The organism is bacterium (genome assembly GCA_021372515.1).
Taxonomy (GTDB): domain Bacteria; phylum Gemmatimonadota; class Glassbacteria; order GWA2-58-10; family GWA2-58-10; genus JAJFUG01.
The window spans coordinates 31162-53868 of record JAJFUG010000005.1 but is presented as its reverse complement, the minus strand read 5'-3'; the positions used below and the strand labels follow the sequence as shown (position 1 = coordinate 53868).

At 66.7% G+C, this 22707-nt stretch carries 13 protein-coding genes; 9 read left to right on the top strand and 4 right to left on the bottom strand.

Going from position 1 to position 22707, the window contains the following annotated elements; all coding sequences use genetic code 11:
- Positions 1–315: 315 nt before the first annotated feature.
- The 3 genes from LLH00_00375 to LLH00_00365 form a co-directional block, all read right to left on the bottom strand.
- A complete protein-coding gene (locus LLH00_00375; GenBank protein MCE5269721.1) occupies positions 316–2274 on the bottom strand; it encodes a DUF2961 domain-containing protein in 1959 nt (652 codons plus the stop codon).
- A gap of 88 nt (positions 2275–2362) precedes the next feature.
- Positions 2363–3379, bottom strand: coding sequence for a DUF4922 domain-containing protein (locus LLH00_00370; GenBank protein MCE5269720.1), 1017 nt, complete (start codon positions 3377–3379; stop codon positions 2363–2365).
- A gap of 279 nt (positions 3380–3658) precedes the next feature.
- Complete coding sequence (locus tag LLH00_00365) at positions 3659–5575, bottom strand: DUF4091 domain-containing protein (protein MCE5269719.1); 1917 nt, start codon at positions 5573–5575, stop codon at positions 3659–3661.
- A 205-nt stretch (positions 5576–5780) separates the two neighbouring features.
- On the opposite strand from LLH00_00365, the gene LLH00_00360 reads away from it, so the two are divergent.
- From LLH00_00360 to LLH00_00320, 9 genes are all read left to right on the top strand, one after another.
- The gene (locus LLH00_00360; protein ID MCE5269718.1) at positions 5781–8357 is read left to right on the top strand and encodes a M14 family metallopeptidase; all 2577 of its coding nucleotides are present in this window, start codon (positions 5781–5783) and stop codon (positions 8355–8357) included.
- 107 nt (positions 8358–8464) lie between these two features.
- Positions 8465–10579, top strand: coding sequence for a hypothetical protein (locus LLH00_00355; GenBank protein ID MCE5269717.1), 2115 nt, complete (start codon positions 8465–8467; stop codon positions 10577–10579).
- 20 nt (positions 10580–10599) lie between these two features.
- Entirely contained in the window at positions 10600–11616 is a 1017-nt protein-coding gene (hypE, locus tag LLH00_00350; protein MCE5269716.1) for a hydrogenase expression/formation protein HypE, read from the top strand.
- A gap of 316 nt (positions 11617–11932) precedes the next feature.
- Positions 11933–12874, top strand: a complete 942-nt coding sequence (locus LLH00_00345; protein MCE5269715.1) for a universal stress protein — start codon at positions 11933–11935, stop codon at positions 12872–12874.
- 39 nt (positions 12875–12913) lie between these two features.
- A complete protein-coding gene (locus tag LLH00_00340; GenBank protein ID MCE5269714.1) occupies positions 12914–13813 on the top strand; it encodes a glycosyltransferase family 2 protein in 900 nt (299 codons plus the stop codon).
- Between the two features lie 119 nt (positions 13814–13932).
- A complete protein-coding gene (locus tag LLH00_00335) occupies positions 13933–15342 on the top strand; it encodes an SH3 domain-containing protein (protein ID MCE5269713.1) in 1410 nt (469 codons plus the stop codon).
- On the top strand, positions 15330–15827 hold the full coding sequence (locus LLH00_00330) for a hypothetical protein (GenBank protein ID MCE5269712.1): 498 nt from the start codon (positions 15330–15332) through the stop codon (positions 15825–15827). Before LLH00_00335 ends, LLH00_00330 begins: the two co-directional genes overlap by 13 nt.
- Positions 15828–15959: 132 nt before the next feature.
- Entirely contained in the window at positions 15960–17441 is a 1482-nt protein-coding gene (locus tag LLH00_00325; GenBank protein ID MCE5269711.1) for a T9SS type A sorting domain-containing protein, read from the top strand.
- Positions 17438–21799, top strand: coding sequence for a T9SS type A sorting domain-containing protein (locus LLH00_00320; GenBank protein MCE5269710.1), 4362 nt, complete (start codon positions 17438–17440; stop codon positions 21797–21799). Before LLH00_00325 ends, LLH00_00320 begins: the two co-directional genes overlap by 4 nt.
- On the opposite strand, the gene lipA is transcribed toward LLH00_00320, so the two are convergent.
- Positions 21792–22700 carry a lipoyl synthase gene (gene lipA, locus LLH00_00315; GenBank protein ID MCE5269709.1) on the bottom strand — a complete coding sequence of 303 codons (909 nt, stop codon included), beginning with the start codon at positions 22698–22700 and terminating at the stop codon, positions 21792–21794. The two genes, LLH00_00320 and lipA, sit on opposite strands and share 8 nt — an antisense overlap.
- Positions 22701–22707 lie beyond the last annotated feature (7 nt).

The window sequence follows — 22707 nt, the reverse complement described above, 5'->3', positions numbered from 1 at the left end:
ATAACCTGACCGAATACTGTATTCCTTGTCATCGGGCTAACCTCCTGTTTTCTTATTCAGATTTGCGGTTGGCGCTTCAAATCTAATAAGAAATAGGGTTAGCCCGCTTTTTTTCTACCTTAACCGGACACTACTGGGCCGAAACCAAAGCAGAAATGAGACGGTCAGCTTCAAACTGCAAGCTCCTAACCGGACAAAGCTGGTCTTGCCCGAAAGGACCAAAGGGAGCTGGGGCCGGAATACCGGTGGGGGACAAAAATGTGGGGCGCGGCACGCCGTGCCCCCATTGTTAAGACGATTTACAACTGCCTACTCTCAATACATATACATCATTTGCCCCTCACCCAGGTCGTTCTGCAGACAGAGGCTGAACCCGGTCCATTTCCAGTTGAAATTGGTCGTGTTGGCCAGCACCACCCGCACCCGGTTCTCTCCGGCGTTCAGCTTGCCACTGAGCGTGAACTGACGGTAGGGATCGGGCTCCTGGCGGCCGGGGTTCTCACCCAGAAGCTTGCCGTTCAGGTAGACCTGTATGCGGTCATCGCAGCCGACCAGGAACATAGTCTCCGCGGCGCGGGCGGCCCAGATACGGGTTTCGGCGAAATAGCAGCAGTCGAACTCCAGGTCGCCGGGCGAGGGCGGGATGGTGTTGGCGTACTGACGGTAGGCGTGGCAGAGCTCCACGAACCCGTTCTGGGCTCTCTGGCTCCAGAGCTTACGCGCAAAGGTCTTGTCGGTCTTGCGGATGTAGACCGAGTCCGGCAGGGCCTTGCCCGGAGCCAGACTGCCGAACTGCTCCAGACGGAACGGCCCGCTCACCGTGTAGGTCAAATCCTTCGTTTCCTTCGAGGTCAGCTCTTTCTGGTACCAGAACGCCACCGCCTTGGGCATCACCCCCTTGAACACGCCCCAGTCGAAAGTGAACGAGTCCTCGAACGGGATGGGCAGCTCGATGTGCTGACGGGTCCGGGCGCTGTGGGTGGGGCAGTGGACATAGGGGGCGCTTACCCCGGTCCGCATGTAGGCGTGGTGGAAATAGTCCTCGCCGCAGATGCCGTGGAGCTGCCCGGCCGTGGGCGTGCCGGCGTCGAAGAAAATGTTGTCCCCGCCGCCGTGGTCATGGCTCGTGTCGAACAGGTTCACCCCCACGAAATGCCCCTTGCCCCGCGCGCTCAGCACCTCGACATCCTCGTAGCCGTCACCCACCGCGGTGTTGGCCTGGGCGTGGAAATAGTACATCCTGTCGAGGCCCGCCGGGTCGGGCTCGTACTCCACTGTCACCGTGGCCGCGACCCCCTCGTGGAAGCTCTGCTCCTCCATGATCACCTGGAGCTGGAGCAGGGCCTGCCTGCGCACCGGCATCGGGAAATAGAGCGAGGCCGTGGTGCCGCTCAGCTCCAGCGGCGCGGTCTTGAAATCGGAGACCAGATACTTGAGCGGGGCATCCACCTGGAAATCCACGTGGTCCATGCGCCGGTTGGGGTCGCCGTAGCCGCCGGGCGCATCAAATGCGATGCGCAGCAGGAGCTGGTTCAGGTAGTTGCTGTTGATATGGATGGCGCGGATGACCGCCGGGCCGTCGATCAGGATATCGGCGGGCCAGGCGGAGGCCCGCACCTCGCGGGCCACGGTCTTCATAGTTCTTTTCTGGACTGCCGTCGGGGCTTCGGTCTCTCCGGCTGGGACAATCCGTATGCCGTCGCTGCCGTTCACCTGTTTCCAGGCAATGGGCGCGCTGACCGGGCATTTCTTATAGTCCACCTGCCAGTAGGGGCCGTCCAGCAGGTCCTGCTCGTACTGGGCGTCGATACGCAGGCTCTTGCTGAACGGGATGGGCAGGTAGAGGCTCACGCTCTTGCCGTCCAGGAACCCGCCCCAGGGCGCCGCGGGGCTGCTGAGGCCCTGGGCCGCGGCGGCCAGCTCGCGCGACGGTCCGGCCAGCACCGGCTCGGCGGAGCCATCCACGTAGATGAACAGTTTCACCAGATCGGAGTCGTGCATCTGGGTGGTCCAGAGACGGGTGAGCACGCCGGGTCCGCTCAGCTCGACCACGGTTTTCTGGCCGCCCAGCGTGGGGTTGCCGTAGGCCGTGTACTTGCCGGCCCGGTAATCCCGCGGGAAAGCCAGGTCATCCACGTACAGTCTGCGGGCCAGCTCGAAACTGTGCTCCGGGGCCACCGGGTTCTGGGCCAGGGCCGCCCCGGACAGGACCGCCAGGAGGGACAAACCGATCAGAAAGGCCAGCCTGAGATGGATGGATTTGATTGTTTCCACGGCTTGCGCTCCTTGGGAAAGTGGGTCCGGAACAAGCAGGGGATGTCATAGCTTATGACTTTATGCCGTGAACAGCGCAGGGGAGGCCTCAGGGCAGGGGCATGGCGCCCACGCGCTGGCAGAGTTCATCGTACTGCGCCCCGGGCAGGCCGACCTCGCGGTAGATCGCCTCCAGCGCGGGCCCGTCCAGACGCTCGAAATCGCTCCGCCGGGGAAGGATCACCAGCCCGGCCATGTCGCAGGAGCCGGGGCTGACCATCCGTCGCGCCTCGCCCTCCAGATAGTAGCAGTCCGGACGGTGCTTGCCGCGCGGGTGCACGGCCACGGCCGGGGCCATCCCGGGCCGCGGGACAAGGGCCAGGTTCAGCTCCGGCTCGCTCCGACCGGTCAGGCCTCTCAACTCATCGGCCAGGGCCTCGAACAACTCCAGCGTCCGCTCCCGGCTCCGGCTCAGGAGATAGAGCCGCTGGGGCAGGCCGGGGCGGACAAAGACACCCTCGCGCTCGCTACCCAGGCCCAGGACCTCGTTCTCGAACGGCATCGCTCCCACCGGAGCGACCTGAAAATGGAAATGGTCCGGGGCGCTGGCTCCGCTGCCCGGTCCGTTGTAAAGCGTGCTGAACCCGCTGGCCGCGCTGAAATCGAGCATGGGGCCCAAGGTGCCGGTCACGCTCTGCGGACGGTGCTCGGTCGAGAGCACCACCAGGTGGCTCGGGAAAATGGGGAACGGGTTCACCACCGCCACCAGTCCCGGCCCGAACTGGAACCCGAGCTGGCCCGCGGGCATGTTGGCCGCGCAGAGGAAACAGGGCCGCGCCTTGATCGCCTCCGCCGAGACCGGGGCGCTCACACTGGCCGCCCGGGCCGGGTTGAACTGCAGCCGCACCGGACAGCCTGTCACCGGCACCTCGCGCACCTGCACTTTCTCGAAGCTTTCGAGAGCTTCCTTCAGCTCGGCCCAGAACCTTACCTGATGCGCGTAGAGAGCCTGGATGGCCGGCAGAAGCCCTTTTTCCGGGCCTTGCTTGTCCAGGATTGCCAGCGCTTCCGGGAACAGGCGCTCCGGCCAGTCCGGCCCCTCGCCCGGTTTGTTGTCCCATGCCATGTGCTATTACCTCGAGCGCGTTTGCGCGGAAATTACGATGGTTAGTTAAAAGAATAGCATGCCCATGTACAAGAACCTTGCAACCGGGGCCCAGACATTACACACCCCGCCCGCTTCGCGGGCACCCCTCTCAAGAGGGGAGAAAAGCCACCCTTGCCCATGATTTGGCTATGCGGCCAAAGTACGGCGCATTCAGTCCCCTCTAATAAGAGGGGTGGCGGCGCAAGCCGACGGGGTGTGTATGGAATGGTCACGTGTGCCGTGACCATATCACCCGCTCTATTTTTTTCCGCTGATAGCGGCGTCCAACATCCCGCCCAGGCTGTCGTGCGCCCGGTCCCAGGCCTCGGGGTCGTAGCTCCAGACATCCAGGTTGCCGATGGATTTCTTGCCGAACGGTTCCTTGACAATCGCGTTCACCACGCTGTCCGCGCGCGCGTGGCTGCCGTCGGTTTCGGACAGAAGGCGCAGCAACTCGTACTCCTCGACCCCGTCGCGCATGGCCTTGAGCCGCAGCGTGGCGCAGGGGATGTCCACGTTCGGCACGATCCCCGGTGCGTACACTCCCAGGGCGTTGCCGTTGTAGCGCCGGTAGCTGAGCGGCCCGGCGCCGTGGTCGCGGAAATAGTCCTTCCATGTTTCGCTGTTGTACCAGCCATAGTCCCAGCCGCTGCCGATGCCCCAGGAACACCAGGTGAGGGTGCCGTATTTCCAGCAGGCCCAGCTTATGGCCCGCTCGCTGACCAGGGGCAGGTCCATGAACGTGCTGCTGCCGCACCAGCCGTTCTCCTCCCGCTCGTACAGCATGGGGCCGTACAGCCAGTCGGTCACCCCCAGGGCGCGGTACTGCTTGATGGTCTCGATGTCGTAGCCGATGGTGTGGCAGCACCAGTAGTCGATGGCGTCGTGGATCACCTCCATCGCCTCTTTCGGATAGCTGCCGTCCACCCGGTACTTAGCCTCCGGGAAATACTCGTGGAACATTTTCCCGTAGTAGTCCATGCGGTCCCAGGCCTCGGGGAAATAGCTCTCATCCAGGCCGTTCAGGTAGACTATCAGCCGGATTTTCTTGGGGTCCACCAGGCCCAGGATGTGCTCGCGCACCTGGCGGATCGCCTCGATGTAGATTTTGCGGTTCTCGGGCTTGCGCTCCACATCCGGCTTGCCGATATCCGGCCAGCCGCGGGTGTCGTACTTGCCGTAGACATCGAACGGCAGCATGAACTGCTCGATGGGTTCGCCCTGGCCGGGGCCGCTGTAGCCGTACTTTTCGCTGAAAGCCTCGCCGCTGAAATACTTTTGCAACCGCTGGTCGAACGGGGCCCAGTCGATTTTTACCTCACCGCCCGAGCCGACCTCGATCTTGGGCACATAGGTCGGGTCGGCCGGGACCACGCGGTGGCGCTTGAAAAGCTGGTAGACCTGGAGTTCCTGGCGCGGGTCCATGCTGCGCAGGAAACCCTCGTGCTGAAGGTTGCCGGCCAGACGGTTCTCGCGGGGGATGGCGAAATCCCAGACTGTCAGCTCCACCGGGATCACTTTCTCCACACCCTCCACCTTTACGCTTATCCGGCTGGTGTAGACTCCGGGGGCCGCGCCCACCCGCTCGAACGGCACGAACTGGTCGACCCAGACGACCAGATATTTCTGGTTGTCCACCCGGTTACGGAAATCTGGCAGTTCCAGGGGCCAGCTCAGGCGGCTCATCCCGGCGATGTCCATCTGCACGCAGCCGAGCGGCACCAGGGCGTCCGGGTACCAGCCGGCCCCGAGGCTCGCGCGCTCGTACCCGGTGGAGACCTCTTTCACCTCGACCGCCCATTCCAGGAACAGCTCCGGCTCGGCGGCCAGGCTGAACTCCTGGCAGCGGAACGGTTCCATCCTGACAATTATATCCTTGAGTGCGCTCTCGCTCTTGCGCTCCAGGACCACCTGGAAAGAGACATATTCGCCGCGGGCCGCCGCCAGGAACACCTTGGCGCCGTCGTAGACCCAGTTTTTCTGGAGCACCCCATCAAGGGATTTCATCTTATAGGTCTCGGGACGGCTGTCCAGCAAGCGTCCGCTGGAGAGGTCCAGCCGCACCGAGGCGGGCAGGACGGTGACCGACCAGTCCTCGCCGCTCTGGGCGGCCGCGGTTGAGAGCAATGCGTTCAGGGCCAGCAGGAACGACAGCAGTGTGGCTTGGCGAATCATGGTTTCTCCGCGGGAGGGTTTGGAAATGTCACCGATCAGGGTCTATAAAGTACACGCCGCCCGCCGCCGGGGGCAAGAGTTTCGGGTAGCGGACCAAGAAAAACCTGTTGACACGCTGTGGCTCAGTTGCGACATTTCATTTTCAATCCCCGGTTTCCCCTTTCATAAAGCCGGGATGGGAGCGCCGGTCAAAGCGGAGCGGACAATGAGCCTCAGACTCAGGGTGATCTTTCTGTCGGTAATCCTTTCAACCGGATTGGGCCCGCGGCGGGCCGCGGCCCTGACCTCGCCGGACGACTACCTGGGCTACCACCTGGGCGCGGACCGCAAGCTGGCCGGGCTGGAGGAGATCGACGGCTACCTGACCAAGCTGGACCAGGAGTCGGAACGGATATTCTACTGTCAGGTGGGCACGAGCACCCAGGGCCGGCCGCTCAATATGGCCGTGATCTCGACCGAACAGAACATGGCCCGGCTGAACGCCCACCGCACCGCCGTTCGCCGTCTGGCCGACCCGCGCACACTCTCCGGGGCCGCGGTCGACTCGCTGGTGGCCGAGGGCAAGGTGTTTGTCCTGTTCCTCTGCAACCAGCACAGCAACGAGATCGCCAGCTCCAACACCGCCCTGGAGCTGGCCTGGAGCCTGGCCGCGGGCACCGACCCGGTGATCGAGCGCGCCCTGCAGGATGTGGTCGTGATGATCGTGCCCACGGCCAACCCGGACGGCCAGCAGATGATAGTGGACTACTACGACCGCTTCGTGGGCACGCCCTACGAGGGTGGCGACCTGCCCTGGCTCTACCATCAGTACTCCGGCCACGACAACAACCGCGACTGGTTTTTCCTCAACCTGGCCGAGACCCGCGCCCTGGTCGAGGTGATGTACGGCTCCTGGCATCCCCAGGTGCTGCTGGATGTCCACCAGATGGGCTCCAGCAGCGTGCGGATGTTTGTCCCGCCGTTCTACGACCCGCCCAACCCGAACAACCCGCGTCTCGTCTGGGAGCAGATCGAGGTGCTTGGCTCCTACATGAAATACTGCCTGGCCGCCTCCGGCAAGAGCGGGGTGATCAACAACGCCATGTTTTCGGGCTGGTATCAGGGCAGCGTGCGGCCCAACGCCACCCAGCACAATATCACGGCTCTCTTGACCGAGACCGCCTCGGCGCGGATCGCCACCCCGCTGTACGTGGAGCGCTCCGAGCTGACCGGGGCCGAGGGACTGCCCGAGTACGCCCGCCAGATGAATTTCATCGACCCCTGGCCCGGCGGCTGGTGGCGTCTGCGCGACATAATCGACTACCAGCTCGTGGCCATGCGGGCGATGATCGACTGCGCCTCCAGGCACCGCGAGCAGTTCCTGCGGAATTTCGAGCACATGGCGGCCGAGGCGGTGGAGCTTCCCGAGCACGGCGCGCCCTACGCCTACGCGATCCCGCCACGGCAGGACGACCCCGGCGCGGTGGCCCGTCTGCTGGAAATCTTCGGCCGCACCCACTGCGAGATCCAGCGCGCCACGGAGCCGTTCAGCGCCGGGGGACGGGTCTACCCCGAGAACACGGTGGTGCTCAAGACCGGCCAGCCCTATGGACGGTTCATCAAGGACATGCTGGAGGTGAAGCCCTATCCCGACCTGCGCGAGTACCCCGGCGGCCCGCCCAAGCAGCCCTACGACAACGCTGCCTGGAGCCTGGGCCCGTTGATGGGCGTGCGGGTGGATGAACTGACGGAGCCGTTCGAGGCCGAGCTGGCCCAGCTCAAGGGCGCCCCGCAGGCCGAGGCCGCCTCCGCCGGCGGGCTGGCCCTGCTCGACAGCCGCGACTGCAACACTTATCTGGCCCTGAACATGCTGCTGGATCAGCGTGTGCGCGTGGAGCGCTACGCCGAGGAGGTGAGCGCCGCGGACCGCCGCTGGAGCGCCGGGGCGTTGCTGGTCGAGGGCCCCGAACGGGTGCTCGGCCGCGTGGCCGACTCCTGCCGGGTGGTGTTCACCCCGGTGGGCGCCTTGCCCGCGGGCTACAAGTTCCCGCTCAAACGCGGGCGGGTGGGCCTCTACCGTGGCTGGGTCGCCAGCGAGGATGAGGGCTGGACCCGCTACACCCTCGACCGCTTCGGCTTCGACTGGGACCGTCTGACCAACGAGCGGACGAAAAAGGGCGGCCTTCGCCGCGATTACGAGGTCATAATCCTGCCCAGCCTGGGCAAGGACGAGATGATAACCGGCGCGGGCCCGGAGGCCGCTGGCTGGGGCCTGCGAAGCCGTCCCCCCGAGTACTGCGGCGGGATAGGCAAGGACGGTGTGAAGAACCTGGAGGAATTCGTCCGCGAGGGCGGAGTCCTGATCGCGCTGCGCGAGGCCTGCGCCCTTCCGTTGCAGGAGTTCGGCCTGCCTGTGCGCGAGGCCAAGGGCAAGACATTCGAGGGCGAGTTTTTCTGCCCCGGATCCTTGTTGCGCCTGGAGGTGGACACCCGCGACCCGGTGGGGTTCGGCATGCCGCAGAGTGCGGCGGCGTTCTGGGCGGACGGTGTCCTGCTGGAGACGTTCATTCCGCCCACGGTGGAGCTGGACCGTCGGGTGGTGGCCTCCTACGCCGCGGCTGACCCGCTGATCAGCGGCTGGGTGGTTGGGGCCAAGGCCGTCCAGGGCCAGCCCGCGGTGGTGGATGTCAGCCTGGGCAAGGGTCATGTGATCCTGTTCGGTTTCGGGCCGCAGAGCCGAGCTCAGAGCTGGGGCACGTTCAAACTGTTGTTCAACGCCATCCTGCGGGGCTACGCGGTCTGAACCGGACCGTCTGTCTTGCCTGCCGCCACCCGGTGAGCGTATTATTAGTCAGCGTGCGCCCGCGGGTTTCCCTGGTACACCACCTCTGTCAACGGAGAGCTTGACCGATGACCGGACCAAGCCGCAAGCTGCACCCGATTCTAAGTCTATTACCGGTCCTGGCGCTTCTGGCCCTGCTCGTTTCCGGCTGCGGCAAGGGCAAGCCCGGCGCCCAGGGCTATGCCGGGGTGAGCGGGTTCACTGTCGAGCGCCGGGTGCTGCTGGGCGAGGGGATCGCGTTCGGCGGCGCGGGACAGTATGAGGCGCTGTTCGGACGGGTGAGCTACGTGCTGGACCCGGTGGACAGCCACAACACCCGCGTGACCGACCTGGTGTACGCCGCCGGGCTGGATGGAAGAGTGCGCTACGAGGCCGAGTTCGTGATTGTCAAGCCGGTGGACCTGGCCCGGGCCAACGGGGCCCTGCTCTATACCGTGGTCAACCGCGGCAATTTCGACACCCGTCTGGCCGACCCCGCGCCCTGGGCCGCCCTGGCCTCCGGCCCCACCGGCAGCGCCGAGCCCCTGGCAAGGCTGATGAAGCAGGGGTTCTGCCTGGCTTTCTCGGGCTGGCAGGCCGACCTTGTCGACACCCCGGAGCGGCTCAAGCTCTACGCCCCCGACGCCAAGCATGAGGGGATCGCCATGCCGGGCCAGGCCCTGGCCGAGATCGAGGGCGGACCGGGCCTGTACCAGTCCTCCCTGGCCGACCCCAACCACGAGGTCCTCCCTGTGCTGGCCGACTCCGCCGCCTCCGCCGAGATGCGCGTGCACGAAAGCCACGCCGACCCGGGCACTGTTGTCCCGCGCGGCGACTGGCGTTTCGCGCGGATTGTCAACGCTGACACCCTGACTGACAGCACCAGCGTGGTCTATTCCCCAGGGTTCCAGCCGGGCAAGCTCTACACCGTGCGCTACCGTCCCAGCCGCAGCCCGCTCATGGGCCTCGGGTTCACCGCGGTGCGCGATCTGGTCGGGTTCCTGCGTAGCGCGGACACGCTCAACCCGCTGCTTACCGCGGCCAAGGCCAGTGCTGTGACTCATACGCTCGCCTATGGCTCCAGCCAGTGCGGACGGTTCCTGCGGGACTTCGTGTACCAGGGCTTCAACGCCGCGCTCAACGACTCGGTGGTGTTCGATGGTGTGTTCTCCAACGTACCGGGCTGCCGCCGCGGGTTCTTCAACTACCGCTTCGCCCAGCCCTCGCGGGCCTGGGGTTTCTACCCGCAGTTCGAGTTCCCGTTTGCCGACAGCCGCAGCGAGGACGCCCTGAGCGGGGCCTCCGGCTGCCTCCAGTGCGATGTGCCGGATAAATACCGCCCCAGGACTTTCTACGTCCACCATTCGGCCGAGTACTGGTCGAGCGGCGCGGCCCTGACCCATGTGGACACCCGGGGCGCGAAAGACCTGCCAGTTCCGGACAACGTGCGTATCTACCTCATCCGTGGCACCTCCCACGGCAACGCCCCGCTGGTGGAGGGCCACCCGGCCGAGTCCGCGGGCTTCTACCTTCCGCCCAACCCCAACAACCCCGATCTGGTCGAGGCCCCGCTGCTGGAGGACCTGGCCCGCTGGGTCACCGACGGAGAGCTGCCGCCCGAGAGCAGTTACCCGCGCCTGGAGGCGGGCGAACTGGTGGCTCTGGAGGAGTTCGGGTTCCCGTCAATGAAAGGCGTTGCCGCCCCGGCCCTGGTGGAGCTGCACCCGCGTTTCGACTGGGGGCCGCGTTTTGCGCAAGGCATCCTGGATAATGCTCTGCCCGTGCCGGGCGAGCTCTACCCGGTGCTGGTGCCCGCAGTGGGGGAGGACGGCAACGAGAAGTCCGGGATCGCCACCCCGCTGGCTGCGGAGCCCCTGGCCAGCTATACCGGCTGGAACTACCCCGCCTGGTTCGACCGGGTGGACAACACCCGCGCGGTCCGTCTGAGCGGGGCCTGGCTGCCGTTCCCGGCGACCCGCGAGGAGAGGAAGCGTTTGGGGGACGGGCGCAAGAGCCTGGAGGAGCGCTACCGGGGACGGGGGGTGTACCTGGAGGCGGTGCGCAAGGCGGCCGAGGCCCTGGTGGCCCGCCGCCTGATGTTCGAGGAGGATATCCCGTCCGCGGTGGAACAGGCAGGCCAGATGTGGGACTGGGTGAGCGCGCACGGGGCCTGGACTCCGCCCGCCGGGAAGGTGCGCCGATGAGCGGGGCGGGTGACAGGCTTGTGAACACAGAGGAAAAACTCATCCGTCTGGCGCACGGCAGCGGCGGCGAGGTGACCGGACGGCTGATCCGCGAGACTATCCTGCCGCGGCTGGGCAACCCGCTTCTGGCCCAATTGGGCGACAGCGCAGTGCTGGGCCTGGGCAGCGGCGAGCGGATCGCTTTCACCACCGATAGCTACGTGATCGACCCGGTGTTCTTTCCGGGCGGGGATATCGGCTATCTGTCCATCTGCGGCACGGTGAACGACCTTTCGATGGCCGGGGCCGAGCCGCGCTGGGTCTCGGCCGGGCTCATATTGGAAGAGGGCCTGCCCCTGGCCGACCTGGAGCGCATACTCGACTCCATGGCCCGGGCCGCGGCCGAGGCCGGGGTGATGCTTGTCACCGGGGACACGAAAGTGGTGGCCCGCGGCGCGGCGGACCGGATTTTCATCAACACGGCCGGGATCGGCGTGCTGCCGGCGGGCCTGGAATTGGGACCAGAAAAGTGCCGCCCCGGCGACCGGGTGCTGGTGAGCGGCCCGGTGGGCAGCCACGGTGTCGCGATCCTGGCCGCGCGTAAAAGTTTTCGCCTGGAGACCGCCCTGGAAAGCGATGTCGCGCCCCTTGCTTCCAAGGCCGGGGCGCTGGTGGCCGCCTGCCCGGGATTGAGGATGATGCGCGACCCCACCCGCGGCGGTCTGGCCGGTGTGCTGAACGAGATATCCTCCCGCTCGGGCCTGGCCGTGGAGCTGACCGAGGCCGATATCCCGGTGCTGGAGGCAGTGCGCGGCGCCTGCGAGATACTGGGTTTCGACCCGCTGTTCCTGGCCAACGAGGGCGTGCTGACCGCGATAGTGGCCGCGGAGCAGGCGGAGCGGGCCCTGGAGGCCCTGCGCGGGGCAGGGGCGGCCCGGGCGGCCCTGATCGGCGTCCTGAGCGAGTCGCGCCCGCGGGCGGTCACGGTGCGCACCCTGGTGGGAGGCCGCAGGATGGTGGTCCCGCTGGGGGATGAGCTTCTGCCGCGCATCTGCTGACAGTGATCCGTTTCGTGTGTTATACAGTGCTGCATTCAAACCGCGGTGAGTGGAAAACCCCGTAGGGGCGGACCCATGTGTCCGCCCGGTCGCACACGCGGGTGCGACCCTACATGAACAAAAGGGCTTCGGCCAAGCGGACAATTACTCTACGCGGCCCCCACAGGGGCCTGGCGGCCGCAGGGGGAAAGGGCACTTTATCAGGCATCTACACCCGGTAAGAGGCCCGCATATATAGCGGTGTAAAAGTGGTCGTAAGATATCGAAATCAGTTGTTATCTTTGCCCGGTTGTCCACCGTTACAGGAGCGTCCAAGATGATTAAGCTCGACAAAATCCTGTATCCCACCGATTTCGGCGAATCGGCCGAGGATGCCCTGCGCTATGCCGTGATGCTGGGTGAGGAGTTCGGCTCGGAGGTGCTGATGATGCACGTGCTGAGCCTGTACCAGGAGGGCGGGGTCTCGCCGGATGAGCAGTTCGGCAAGATGGAGGACTACGCCCAGAAATACGAGGACGAGCTTCAGCGCAAGGCCCACGAGCACATCGACCGGTTGATCGCAAACCACGCCGACCGCAACCTCAAGATACGCAAGGTTGTCACCCGCGGGTTCTCGCCCTACCAGGAGATCATCCGGGTGGCCGAGGAGGAGAAGGCCGATCTGATCGTGATGGGCACTTACGGCCGCACCGGGGTGACACATTTCCTGTTCGGCAGCACCACCGAGCAGGTGGTGCGCCTGGCCGACTGCCCGGTGCTGAGTGTGCGCCACCACGCCCCCCACACGCGGGAACTGAGCCAGATCAAGAACATCCTGCTGCCGACCGATTTTTCGGAGTACTCGAAAAAGGCCCTGCCCTACGCGGTCTCCCTGGCCGAAAAGTATCACGCCAGGCTGCACGTGCTGCACGTGTTCGAGCAGCGGATCCACCCCGCGTTCTACCTCGTGGACAAGGAAACCCCGTTCGACCTGGACAAGGGCCTGCGCGACCGGGCCCTGGACGCCCTGGACGAGTTTGTCTACAACGACCTGCGCGGACAGATCGATTTCACCTGCGATGTGGCCAGCGGCAAGCCATTTGTCGAGATAATAAACTACGCCAAGAGCCACGAGATCGACCTGATCCTGATCGCCACGCACGGCCTGACCGGGCTGGAATACATGATTATCGGCTCGACCACCGAGCGCGTGGTGCGCAAGGCCCCCTGCCCGGTGCTGAGCGTCAAGGACCCGGAGCACGAGTTTGTCCGGCCCTGAGCCGGCCGGCAACGCTTCTCTGCCTGGGAAAGGCGCGGCGTGGACAGAATCCCGGTGGTGATTGTCAACTGGAACGCAGGTCAGGCGCTTCGGAATTGCCTGGAGAGCCTGTCCGGCTGCCATCCGGGCCTGGACCTGGATGTGGTCCTGGTGGACAACGCCAGCATCGACAGCTCGGTGGAGACGGCACAGCCGATCCTGCCGGGATTGCGGGTGATCCGCAACCCGGACAACCGCGGGTTCGCTGCTGCGGTGAACCAGGGTCTGGCGCAGACCGACCGCTCCAGCCCGTTCGTGCTGCTGCTCAACCCGGACGCCCGGTTCAGTGCGGACACGCTGGGGCCGCTGCTCGCATTTCTGGCGGAGCACCCGGAGGCCGCCGCGGTGGGACCGATGATCCTGGGGAGTGACAACCGTCTCCAGCGCGGCTGCCGCCGCCGCGAGCCCTCGGCCTGGGGCATGCTCTGCCGCAGCCTGGCCTTGGACATGCTTTTCCCCTCCAGCCGTCTTTTCGCCGGACACATCTACGGCCAAGTCCCGGCCGAACGGACAATCGAGGTGGACAGCCTGAGCGGCAGTTTCATGCTCATCCGGCGCGCGGCCCTGGAGACTGTGGGGGGCCTGGACGAGCGGTTTTTTATGTACGCCGAAGATTTAGACTGGTGCCGGCGGGCGCGCGAGGGGGGCTGGAAGCTGTACTACCACCCGGCGGTGAGGGTGCAGCACCTGCGGGCCGTGAGCAGCAGTCAGCGCCCACTGGGCCGTCTCTGGGACCTCAATTTCACCGCCTGCCAGTATATACGCAAGCACCACGGCGGCCTGCGGGAGGCCCCGGCCCGCGTGGTCCTGTATCTGGCCTTGGGGCTTAGGTTTATGCTCGGACTCCCCGTTGCGCTGTCGCGGGCCCTCGGCGCGGCGTTCCGCAAAACGAAAGTATGACCGCCCGCTGCCGATATAGTAAGTGGAAACCAGGGCCGGATTGCGTCCGGGCCGGTGCTCAGTCAGGGCACGGCCGGCCGGGTCCGGGAACGCTCGCGGGGACAATCGGGAAGGCCCAGATGCCCAAGTATATAGCCAGGATTCTGTGTCAGTCGGCCGGGATGGTGTTGTGCCTGCTCCTTGTCCTCTGTGGCAGTCTCGCGGCCCAGGGTGAGCTGCTGTCAGCCGACACCACCGCCGCCTCCGCCGACACCATGGCCCACGGTGGCCCGCAACCCGGCCAGATCAACGTCGATATCGGCTTCAACCTCAAGGTCAAGCTGCGTCTGATCCCGGTCTACGCCGGGCAGTCCCTCACCGACAGCATCATCAAGTACCTGCCGCAGAACAGCGTGGTGGGAGTCTCCGAGGAACAGGACAACTGGTACAAGATAGTGTTCGGCCCGTCCGACAACCGCCGGAACGGCTGGGTGATCTCGTATGGTGTGGAGCGCACCCACGATATGGAGTACATGGTCACCGGCAGCGAGATCAGCCAGCGCTGGCAGGGACGCAAGGTGGAGGTGCTCGCCGGCGAGAGCGCCATCCGGGCTTTCCCCAATTCCGAGGGACAGCTCCTGGCCCGGGTCTACCGCGGCGAGGTGTTCGACATCGTGTCCGAGGCCGAGCAGTTCTACCAGGTGAGTCTGCCCAGCGGTGCGACCGGCTGGATCTGGAAAGGGGATGTGGGCTTCTATATCCAGCCGCGCTACAGCCTGCAACAGGTGCAGGAGCTTCGGGATGCCGCCGACCGCCAGGAGCAGCGTGACCGTGAGCTGAGCGGATTGCTTGGCGACCTGGAGCGCCGCGACAGCCTGGCCCGGCTCGACCTGAACCTTCTGCGGACCCTCACCCTGCGCCGTCAGGCCGAGCGGGACAGCGCCAGGATGATCCAGGTCCGGCCCTCGCCCTGGAGCTACGATAGCCTGAAACACCGCACCTCGCTGGTCCTGGGTTTGCGCAAGCAGAGTTTCGGCTCCGCGCTCGGCCTGGCCTCGACCATGCTGAAAGGCATCGGGGTCAAGGTGGACCTGACTCCCACGCTGGCGTTCGAGTTCGGGCGGTTCAGCGGCGTACCAACTGTCTCCGCCCTGGGGCCGGACCAGGAGATACCCGGGCCGCTGACCGGGCTGGATACGCTGAATGTCGAGGCCTCGCTGCTCAGCCTGGGCGTGGCCTGGAAAGTCAACGCTGCGGCCGTGCCGATCCTGAAAAAGTTCGACAACCATCTGCATCTGGGGTTGGGACGGATGACACTCAAGGCTACGGCCGCTGGGAAGAGCCGCACCGACAACCTGATGGGGCCGATGATCGGCTGGACCATCGGCAAGCACCTGTTCTCGCGCATATCGTTCGAGGCCGGGGCGAGCTGGATCGTGACCAGCACCGAGGTCACCGGGGCGCTGGAAACCGGGGGCGCGCTGCTGGAGCGCCAGTCCAAGACCAGCGCCAACATGGCTATCCACGGGGGGGTGACATGGCGCTTCTGAGAAAGCCCCGCCTGCTGGCGGCCCTGGCCGCCCTGACATTCATGGCCTGCGGCGGGGGGACCCTTTCCACCCTGCCCTCGGAGCTTCTCGATGTCCAGCGCGAGGCCAACCTGACCCGCTCCTCCCTCAGCGGCATCTGGAAAGGCCAGCTCACCTCGGTCGCCGGGGAGGGCTCGACAGAGACGATTTACCTGGTGTTCAGCCAGCCCAACCCGATCTCCCTGTCCGGCAGCTACCTGGTGCGCGAGCGGATCGAGCTGTCCGGGCCGGTGCGCCGGGACACGTTTGCCCTGGCCAACGGGGTATTCGAGAAGCCGGACCTGCGTTTCAATCTCCTGGCCGGCGGCGCTCTGGTGGTCTACGAGGGCGAACCGGTGCTCTACCTGGGATTGCTCTCCGAGAACTCCTTCATGAGCGGCAGCGTGGTCGCGGGCGACCTCACGGTCGGCGCCTGGGAGGCCCGCGAGCGCACCGTTGCGCCCTGACCGCTTGCCGCTCAACCTCCGCACCGCTTCGCCGGATTGACAGCCCGGCCGCCTTGGCGTATAATCAAAGCGGCCCCGTCATGACTGCCGCGGCCCCCCGAGACCACGACCACCCCCATCCGCGACCGGACCATGCCGACACCCGCCCAGCGGGCCGCTGTCTCCGCGCTGCTGCTGACTCTCTGCTTTGCCTCGTCGGGCAGCCTGTATGCCCTGCGCCGCGAACCCGGCCGTCAGGGCGGCGAGCTATTTCTTTCCTCGCCTCCGGCCGCCCCGTCAGTGCTCCGGGTGCAGAGCGGCAAGGACGGGCTGAGCGTGCGCCTGGGCCTGCCTGGCTCGCTGGCGGACGGCGCCCGGCTGCCCTTTCTCCCGGAAAACGTGTTCGTGCGGAGCCTGGCCCCGGACGGCAGCCTCGCCGCCGAATGGAGCGTGCCCCTGGAGCCGGACGGCACGCTGAGCTTAAGCGGCCTGCCCGCCGGGCGCCTGAGCCTCACTTTTTCGCTTCTTGCCGGCTCAGTTGCCGGCCTTCCCTCCGCCGCGGTGCACCTGATGGCTGTCGATCCCAACGAGCCCAACGACAGCCCGGACAAGGCTGTTGCGCTTTCCTCCGACACGCAGGGTGTGTTTGCCGCCGAGGGGATGATCGACAATTCCCTGGATTTCGATTTCTTCAGCTTCGAGCTTCAGGCCGGCGATTCGGTCTCGCTGGTGCTGGCCGGGCTGGACAGCTCGGGCAGCGCGCTCGCGCCCGCGCTTAGCCTGCTCGACTCCAGCGGCGCGGTGCTGGCCCACCGCGAGGACAGCGTCCCCCTGGGCGCGCGGGTGAACGCCTCCGGCCGCTACCTGGCCCTGGTCGCCGACCGCGCTTTCCTTGAGGGTGGCAGTTTCCAGAACGCCGCCGACCGGTTCTACAGTCTCCAGGTGCGCCGTCTTAACCGCCGGGGCGACCTGGACGGCGACGGGAGCTTAAGCTACCGGGACGCCTTTGTGCTGTATTTCCTGGTGCGCGGCGTCCTGGACAGCACAGCGTTCAGCCCGGCGCAACTGGCCGCTGCGGACTGGGACGGTGACGGCGCGTGGCTGGGGGATTACCAGGATTTCGCCGGCCTTCTGCGCCAGGTGATACCGGCTCCCGCTCGTGACCCGGACAGCCCGGGGGAGAAAAGCTCCGCCTCCCTGGCCGCAGTGGCAGGTGAGAGGTTCGCTTTCCCGGACGGTTCCGCGCTGAGGCTGGGGCCGGAGGGCGGGCTGAGTGTCGATACTCCGGGCGGGGAGGCCGCGCGCTTCCTGGCCCTGACCGGAAGTAACGGTTTGTCGGCTGGGGTGAGCCTGCCGCGCGCGTCTGCGCTCTACCAGAACGCACCCAACCCGTTCAACCCCTCCACCTGTATCCGGTTCAGCCTGGAGGCGGCCGGGATGGTGCGCCTGGAGGTGTTCGACCTGGGTGGACGGCGGGTGGCGACCCTGGACGCGGGTGAGCGGGCGGCAGGGACATACTCGGTGGAGTGGGACGGCCGCGATGAGCGTGGCCGCGACCTTCCCGCCGGGGTCTATCTCTACCGTCTGAGCGCCGGCGGCACAGCGATCACACGCAAGATGGTGCTCCTCAAATGACCCGCCTCGGCTCAAATACCCTGCGCCTTCTCCCGGTCCTGGCTCTGCTCTTGTCCGTTGCCGCCCTGCGCGCCGACCAGCCGCTGCGGACCACGCTGCGCGAGCAGACCCTCTCCGCCGACTGCATAATCTACGGAAAGGTTCTCTCCGCCCGCTGCAGCGCCGAGAACGGACGTATCTACACCCATTACGACCTGAGCGCCATGCAGACCCTGAAAGGCCGCGGCGGAACTGTGAGCCTGCGCGTGCCGGGCGGGACAGTGGGCGTGGTGGCCTATGTGGTCCCGGGCGCGCCGGAGTTCAGCCGGAGCGAGGCCGCGGTGCTGTTCCTCAAGGACTCGCCGGATGGGGAATACGAGCTGGATGGCCTCGCCACCGGGGTCTACCGCGTGGAGCCGGACGCGGACGGCCTGCCGCGGGTCAATCCGGGCGTGGAGCCCGCCGGGCCGGTCCTGGCCGCGGATGGCCATGTCTGGCCCGCCGACCGTCCCCTGCCGCTCGCCCTGTTCCTGCGCAGCGTGGCCTCGTACCTGGGGGAAAGCCTGCCCGCCGGGGCCGCGGCGCCGCAGCTCCCGCTGAATACAGTCGAAAAGGCCGGGAAGAAAAAGAGCGCCGCCTCGACAACCTCACTTGCCGCGGGCAACGTGCAGGCTGGCTACTCGCGTATCCTCGACCGCCCGGTGGACATTTTCTGGGACCTGAGCCGCGATTACGGCCCGGTGCGGGGAGGGCGCGTCCGCTGGTATTTCGACCCGGACTCCATCGCCGGCAAGAGCCCCTACGGGGTCACCCCGGAGCAGGCCTTGGCCGCCCTGAGCTGGTCGTTCGGGCAGTGGAACGCGGTGCCGGGCTCCAGGATGCGCTTCGAGTACGCCGGGCAGCGCCGGGATATCCCGGACCACAAGCTCGACCTGGTCAACGTGATCACGTTCGCGGACAGCGAGTATATCCACGGGGTGCAGAAAGACGCCATCGCCAGCGCGCGCCCCTTTGTGCTGGCCCGCCGCACCTGGGTCGGCCCCGAGGGACTGGACTGGGACCAGGACGGGAAGATAGATTTCCCGGATTTCCCGGAAGGGGTCTGGGAGGCCGGGACAATCATCGACTGCGACCTGCGCTGGGATGTGGGCGGCCCCTACTCGGATGTGGATTTCGCCGTGGACAACACCCCGGGCGCGCTCAGCATGCAGGCCGTGTTCAGCCACGAGATCGGCCACCTGGCCGGGCTGGTGCACAGCCCGATCCGCGACCTGGGGACAACTCTATCCGGGAAGAATGTCACCCCCACCATGTTCTCCCTGGCCCTGCCCAACGCCGCGGACGGCAGCGGCAACCCGATGACCAGCCTGGAGGCGGATGACAAGGTCTCCCTGGCCATGCTCTATCCGACCGCGGAGTTCGGCTCCAGCTATGGGACCATCGAGGGCCAGGTGGTCAAGGGCACGGACGGCGGCCCCGGGCGAGGGGATTTCGTGGTCGCACTCTCGGCCGAGGGCGCGCCCTACCGCAGCCTGATCGATGCCTACCACCGGGCCGCCACCGCTATCGGCGTGTTCTCGGACCAGTGGGGGCGCTTCCGCATCCCCGGCCTTCCGCCCGGACGCTACGTGCTGGGCCTTCAGCCCATGGACGACCTTCCCACCGGCACCAACCGCAACGCGTTCAACACCCTGGTCAGCCGTTTCGGCGATGTGGACTATATCTGGGACGAGTTCTACAACGGAGCGCGCGAGAGCGGACGTGAGAGCGACCCGCTGGACTGGGAGCCGGTCGAGGTGGGAGCCGGGGGGACGGTTTCGGGAGTGAAATTCATCACCAACTACTATCCGCAGGGGCGGGAGCGGCTCTGGCGGATGTTCGGCGAGCGGGACTATATCGTGGCGGTGAACCAGCTCCGCTCGCCCTCCAGCGCCCAGTCCTCCACGAACGATATGATTGCGCGCAAGTTCCCGCAGGTGTTCCGCGCGCCCTACCGGATCGTGGGCGCGGCCTGCGATTTCGCCTCAGTGACCGCGCCGCCCGAGGGCGCGCAGGTGGTCTGGCCCGAGATAATCCTGGCCCGGACCGACCCCTCCGACCCCTCGCGCCCGGACCTGGAGCACCCCCTGGCCGTGATCCGCGATTTTGCCGGGGACGGAAGCCTGCTAAGCTCCTGGCCGCTGCCGTTCACCTACCCGGTCGAGGTGCCGCAGGACGGCGCGCTGTGGCTGGTGGTGCGCTCGCCCCAGGGGCGTTTTAATGCATTTCACAATATCGACGTGCTGGGGGCGGGACAGGGCGAGCTGGAGGTGGATGAGTCGTTCATCTCGGCGGATGGCGGCAAGACGTTCACCAGCGTGATGGGCTACGGCGTGAGCTGGCGCATGGGCCTGGAACTGGAGGGCGAGTCCGCCCTGGAGCCGCTGTCGCAGCCGCGCCTGGTCGAGACCCGCACGGCTTCGGGAGCACGGGCGGTGCAACTTTTCTTCCATCCGCCGCTGAGCCTGAGCGGCCGGGCCCCGGCCGAGCCGGTCACTATTTCATTGCGCTACAGCAACGCGGCCCAGTCCTACCCCGAGGCCTCACTGATTGAGGCCCTGGACAGCGGCGCGGAGGACGGGCTGGAATTTCAACTCCTGCGTCACGAGGCCGCCGGGGACAGCTCGCTCTATCGGGTCAGCGGCCTGCGCCTGGACCGGGGCCGTATGCTGGGCACGCTGGAAAAGCTCTCCGGCCACGGGCCGGCTGGAGGTACGCTCAACCTCGGGCGGACCGCCGGTGGTCTTTCCGCCGGGCTGGAGGGGCTCTGGCAGGGAACACTCGCCCCGGCGGGCGGCACGGTTCGGCTGGACCTGCGCAGTGAGGGCCGTCGGGTGCACGGAGCCTTTGTCTGGCCCGCGGCCGCGACCCCGGTGGCGGACACCACGCTGGTCTTCCTCAGCCTGCCCGGCGACACCGTGCTCACTGTGGATTCGCTGCCCGCCAACCCCGCCGGGTTCTCACTGAGCGCGTTCAGCGACTCGGGACGCAGCAGCCTGCCCGCGGTGTTCGGCCTGGGGGCGGACCGCTTCGAGCCGAACGAGCGCCTTCAGGACGCAGTCCCGGTGTTCCCCGCGGTGGGCTACCCCCCGGTCAGCCACGGCCTGAGCGCGATCCGGGGGACAATCGCCTCGACAAAAGACCGCAACGACATCGACTTCTTCCGTTTCGAGGTCCGCCGCGGCGACAGTGTGGTGATCGACGTGGACGCCTCGAGCACGCGGCCGTTCCTGCCGGTCTCGGGCCTGGATGCCTATTTCGAGGCGTTCGATTCCACCGGGGCGCGCTTCACCGGGCTGGACGGGCGTGTGGTGGAAAGCGACGACGAGAGCGGCCTGGACCCGTTCCAGAGCTTTGTCAGCCCGCGCGGGGCCACGCTCTACCTGCGTCTGCTGGAGGCCGCGGTGGCCTACGGCGACCCGGGCAGCCTGACCGGGAGCAACTGTTTCTACGAGCTGCGCCTGAGCCTGCTGCCCCGTCACGGCGACCTGGTGCGCGACGGCCTGATCCGGATCGATGACGCCCTGGCAGCGATCGACTGCGTCGCCCGGCCCTCCTCCTACGACCAGCAGGCCCGTTTCGCCGCGGATGTGAACGCGGATGGCAAGGTGGACCTGAGCGACGCCGCCGCGGTGTTCCGCCTGGCCCTGGATGATCCCCTGGCGCGCGCTGCCACTGTCCTGGCCGCGGAAGGCTTAAACGGCTGCCCGGAGTTGAGCTTGTCGTCACGCGGGGGCTGCCCGGTGCTGGCCGCCGCGGGCGGGGAGAGGTTCGGGGGTCTCATGCGGATCGAGCTGGAGGCCGCGGGCCTGGCCGCACCGGGAAAGGACCTCCCACGCGGAGCCGGATTCCTGCAGACCCGCGCCGGTGGTGTGCTCTATGTGCTGATCGACTTGTCGGCTTCGGATGCGGTGTTCAACGGGGGAGAGATTGTCAGCCTGGAGGCTCAGTCCCTGGAACGGGTGCGCGTGCTGGGAGTGCTCGCCGGGATACCCGGACAGGGGGAGACAGAGAGCGCGGCCGTGCGGCAAGCAGCAGCCGAAACCGCCCTGCCTCGCCAGTACAGCCTGGCCGGGGCCAGCCCCAACCCGTTCAACCCCTCGACCGCGATCACTTATTACGTGCCCGAGGGCGGACCGGCCACGGTGCGTCTGGAGGTGTTCGACCTGCGCGGGCAGCGGGTGCGCCTGCTGGCCCAGGGCGCGCACGAGCCGGGGGCGTACACTGTGATATGGGATGGTACGGCCACGGGAGGAAGGGTGCTGCCCTCGGGGGTCTATTTCTGCCGCTTGAGCGCGACCGGGTTCAGCGCCACGCGCAAGCTGGTGCTGCTCAAATAGCTTTATCGGTGTTCGTGCTTCCGCAGTCGCAGTGCAGGTCGCTCCCGGCCAGCTCGTGGGCGTGGTAGGAACTGCGCACCAGCGGCCCGGCGGCCACATCCGCCAGCCCCGCCTCGCGGGCGCGCCCGGCCAGGGACACGAATTCCTCCGGGCTCCAGTAGCGCTCCACGGCCAGGTGCTTCTTTCCGGGCGGAAGGTACTGCCCCAGGGTCAGGGCGCTCACCCCGGCTCCCGCCAGATCGTCGAACACCCGCGCCAGCTCGTCCTCGCTTTCACCCAGTCCCAGAATAAGAGAGCTTTTCACCCGGTAGCGTCCCCCGGATATCTCCGCCAGCACCCGGAGCACGCCCAACGAGAGGGCGTAGTCCGCCTGGGGCCGGGCCTTGGGGTAAAGACGCGGCACGGTTTCCAGGTTGTGCGCGATCACCTGCGCGCCGCAACCGGCCACTGCGGTCAGGGCGTCCCGGTTGCCGCGCAGGTCGGGGATCAATATCTCCACGCCGCAGGCGGGGCGGCGGGCGTGGATCGCAGCCACCGTGCGCGCGAAATGCTCCGCACCGCCATCGGGAAGGTCATCCCGGGTCACGCTGGTCAGCACGGCCCAGGCCAGGTTCAGGCTTTCGACCGCCTCGGCCGCCTGCTCCGGCTCATCCGGGTCGGGAGCGGCGGGAGCGGCGCTGTGCGGCACGCCGCAGAAACGGCAGTCGCGGGTGCAGGTCGCCCCCAGAATCATCAGCGTGGCGGTGCCGTGGTTCCAGCATTCCCAGATATTGGGGCAGCGCGCCCCCTGGCAGACCGTGTTGAGACCGCGCTCGGCCAGAAGGCGGCTCAGGCGGCTGAAGCTTTCGCCCGAGCGGAGCTGCACGCGGAACCACTCGGGAAGGTGTTCTCTTTTTCGCATCCCGCTG

Coding starts and splice junctions, on each gene's coding strand:
- LLH00_00370 (MCE5269720.1), bottom strand. CDS start 3,379: ATGGCATGGGACAACAAACCGGGCGAGGGGCCGGACTGGCCGGAGCGC.
- LLH00_00365 (MCE5269719.1), bottom strand. CDS start 5,575: ATGATTCGCCAAGCCACACTGCTGTCGTTCCTGCTGGCCCTGAACGCA.
- LLH00_00360 (MCE5269718.1), top strand. CDS start 5,781: ATGAGCCTCAGACTCAGGGTGATCTTTCTGTCGGTAATCCTTTCAACC.
- LLH00_00355 (MCE5269717.1), top strand. CDS start 8,465: ATGACCGGACCAAGCCGCAAGCTGCACCCGATTCTAAGTCTATTACCG.
- LLH00_00345 (MCE5269715.1), top strand. CDS start 11,933: ATGATTAAGCTCGACAAAATCCTGTATCCCACCGATTTCGGCGAATCG.
- LLH00_00335 (MCE5269713.1), top strand. CDS start 13,933: ATGCCCAAGTATATAGCCAGGATTCTGTGTCAGTCGGCCGGGATGGTG.
- LLH00_00330 (MCE5269712.1), top strand. CDS start 15,330: ATGGCGCTTCTGAGAAAGCCCCGCCTGCTGGCGGCCCTGGCCGCCCTG.
- LLH00_00325 (MCE5269711.1), top strand. CDS start 15,960: ATGCCGACACCCGCCCAGCGGGCCGCTGTCTCCGCGCTGCTGCTGACT.
- LLH00_00320 (MCE5269710.1), top strand. CDS start 17,438: ATGACCCGCCTCGGCTCAAATACCCTGCGCCTTCTCCCGGTCCTGGCT.
- lipA (MCE5269709.1), bottom strand. CDS start 22,700: ATGCGAAAAAGAGAACACCTTCCCGAGTGGTTCCGCGTGCAGCTCCGC.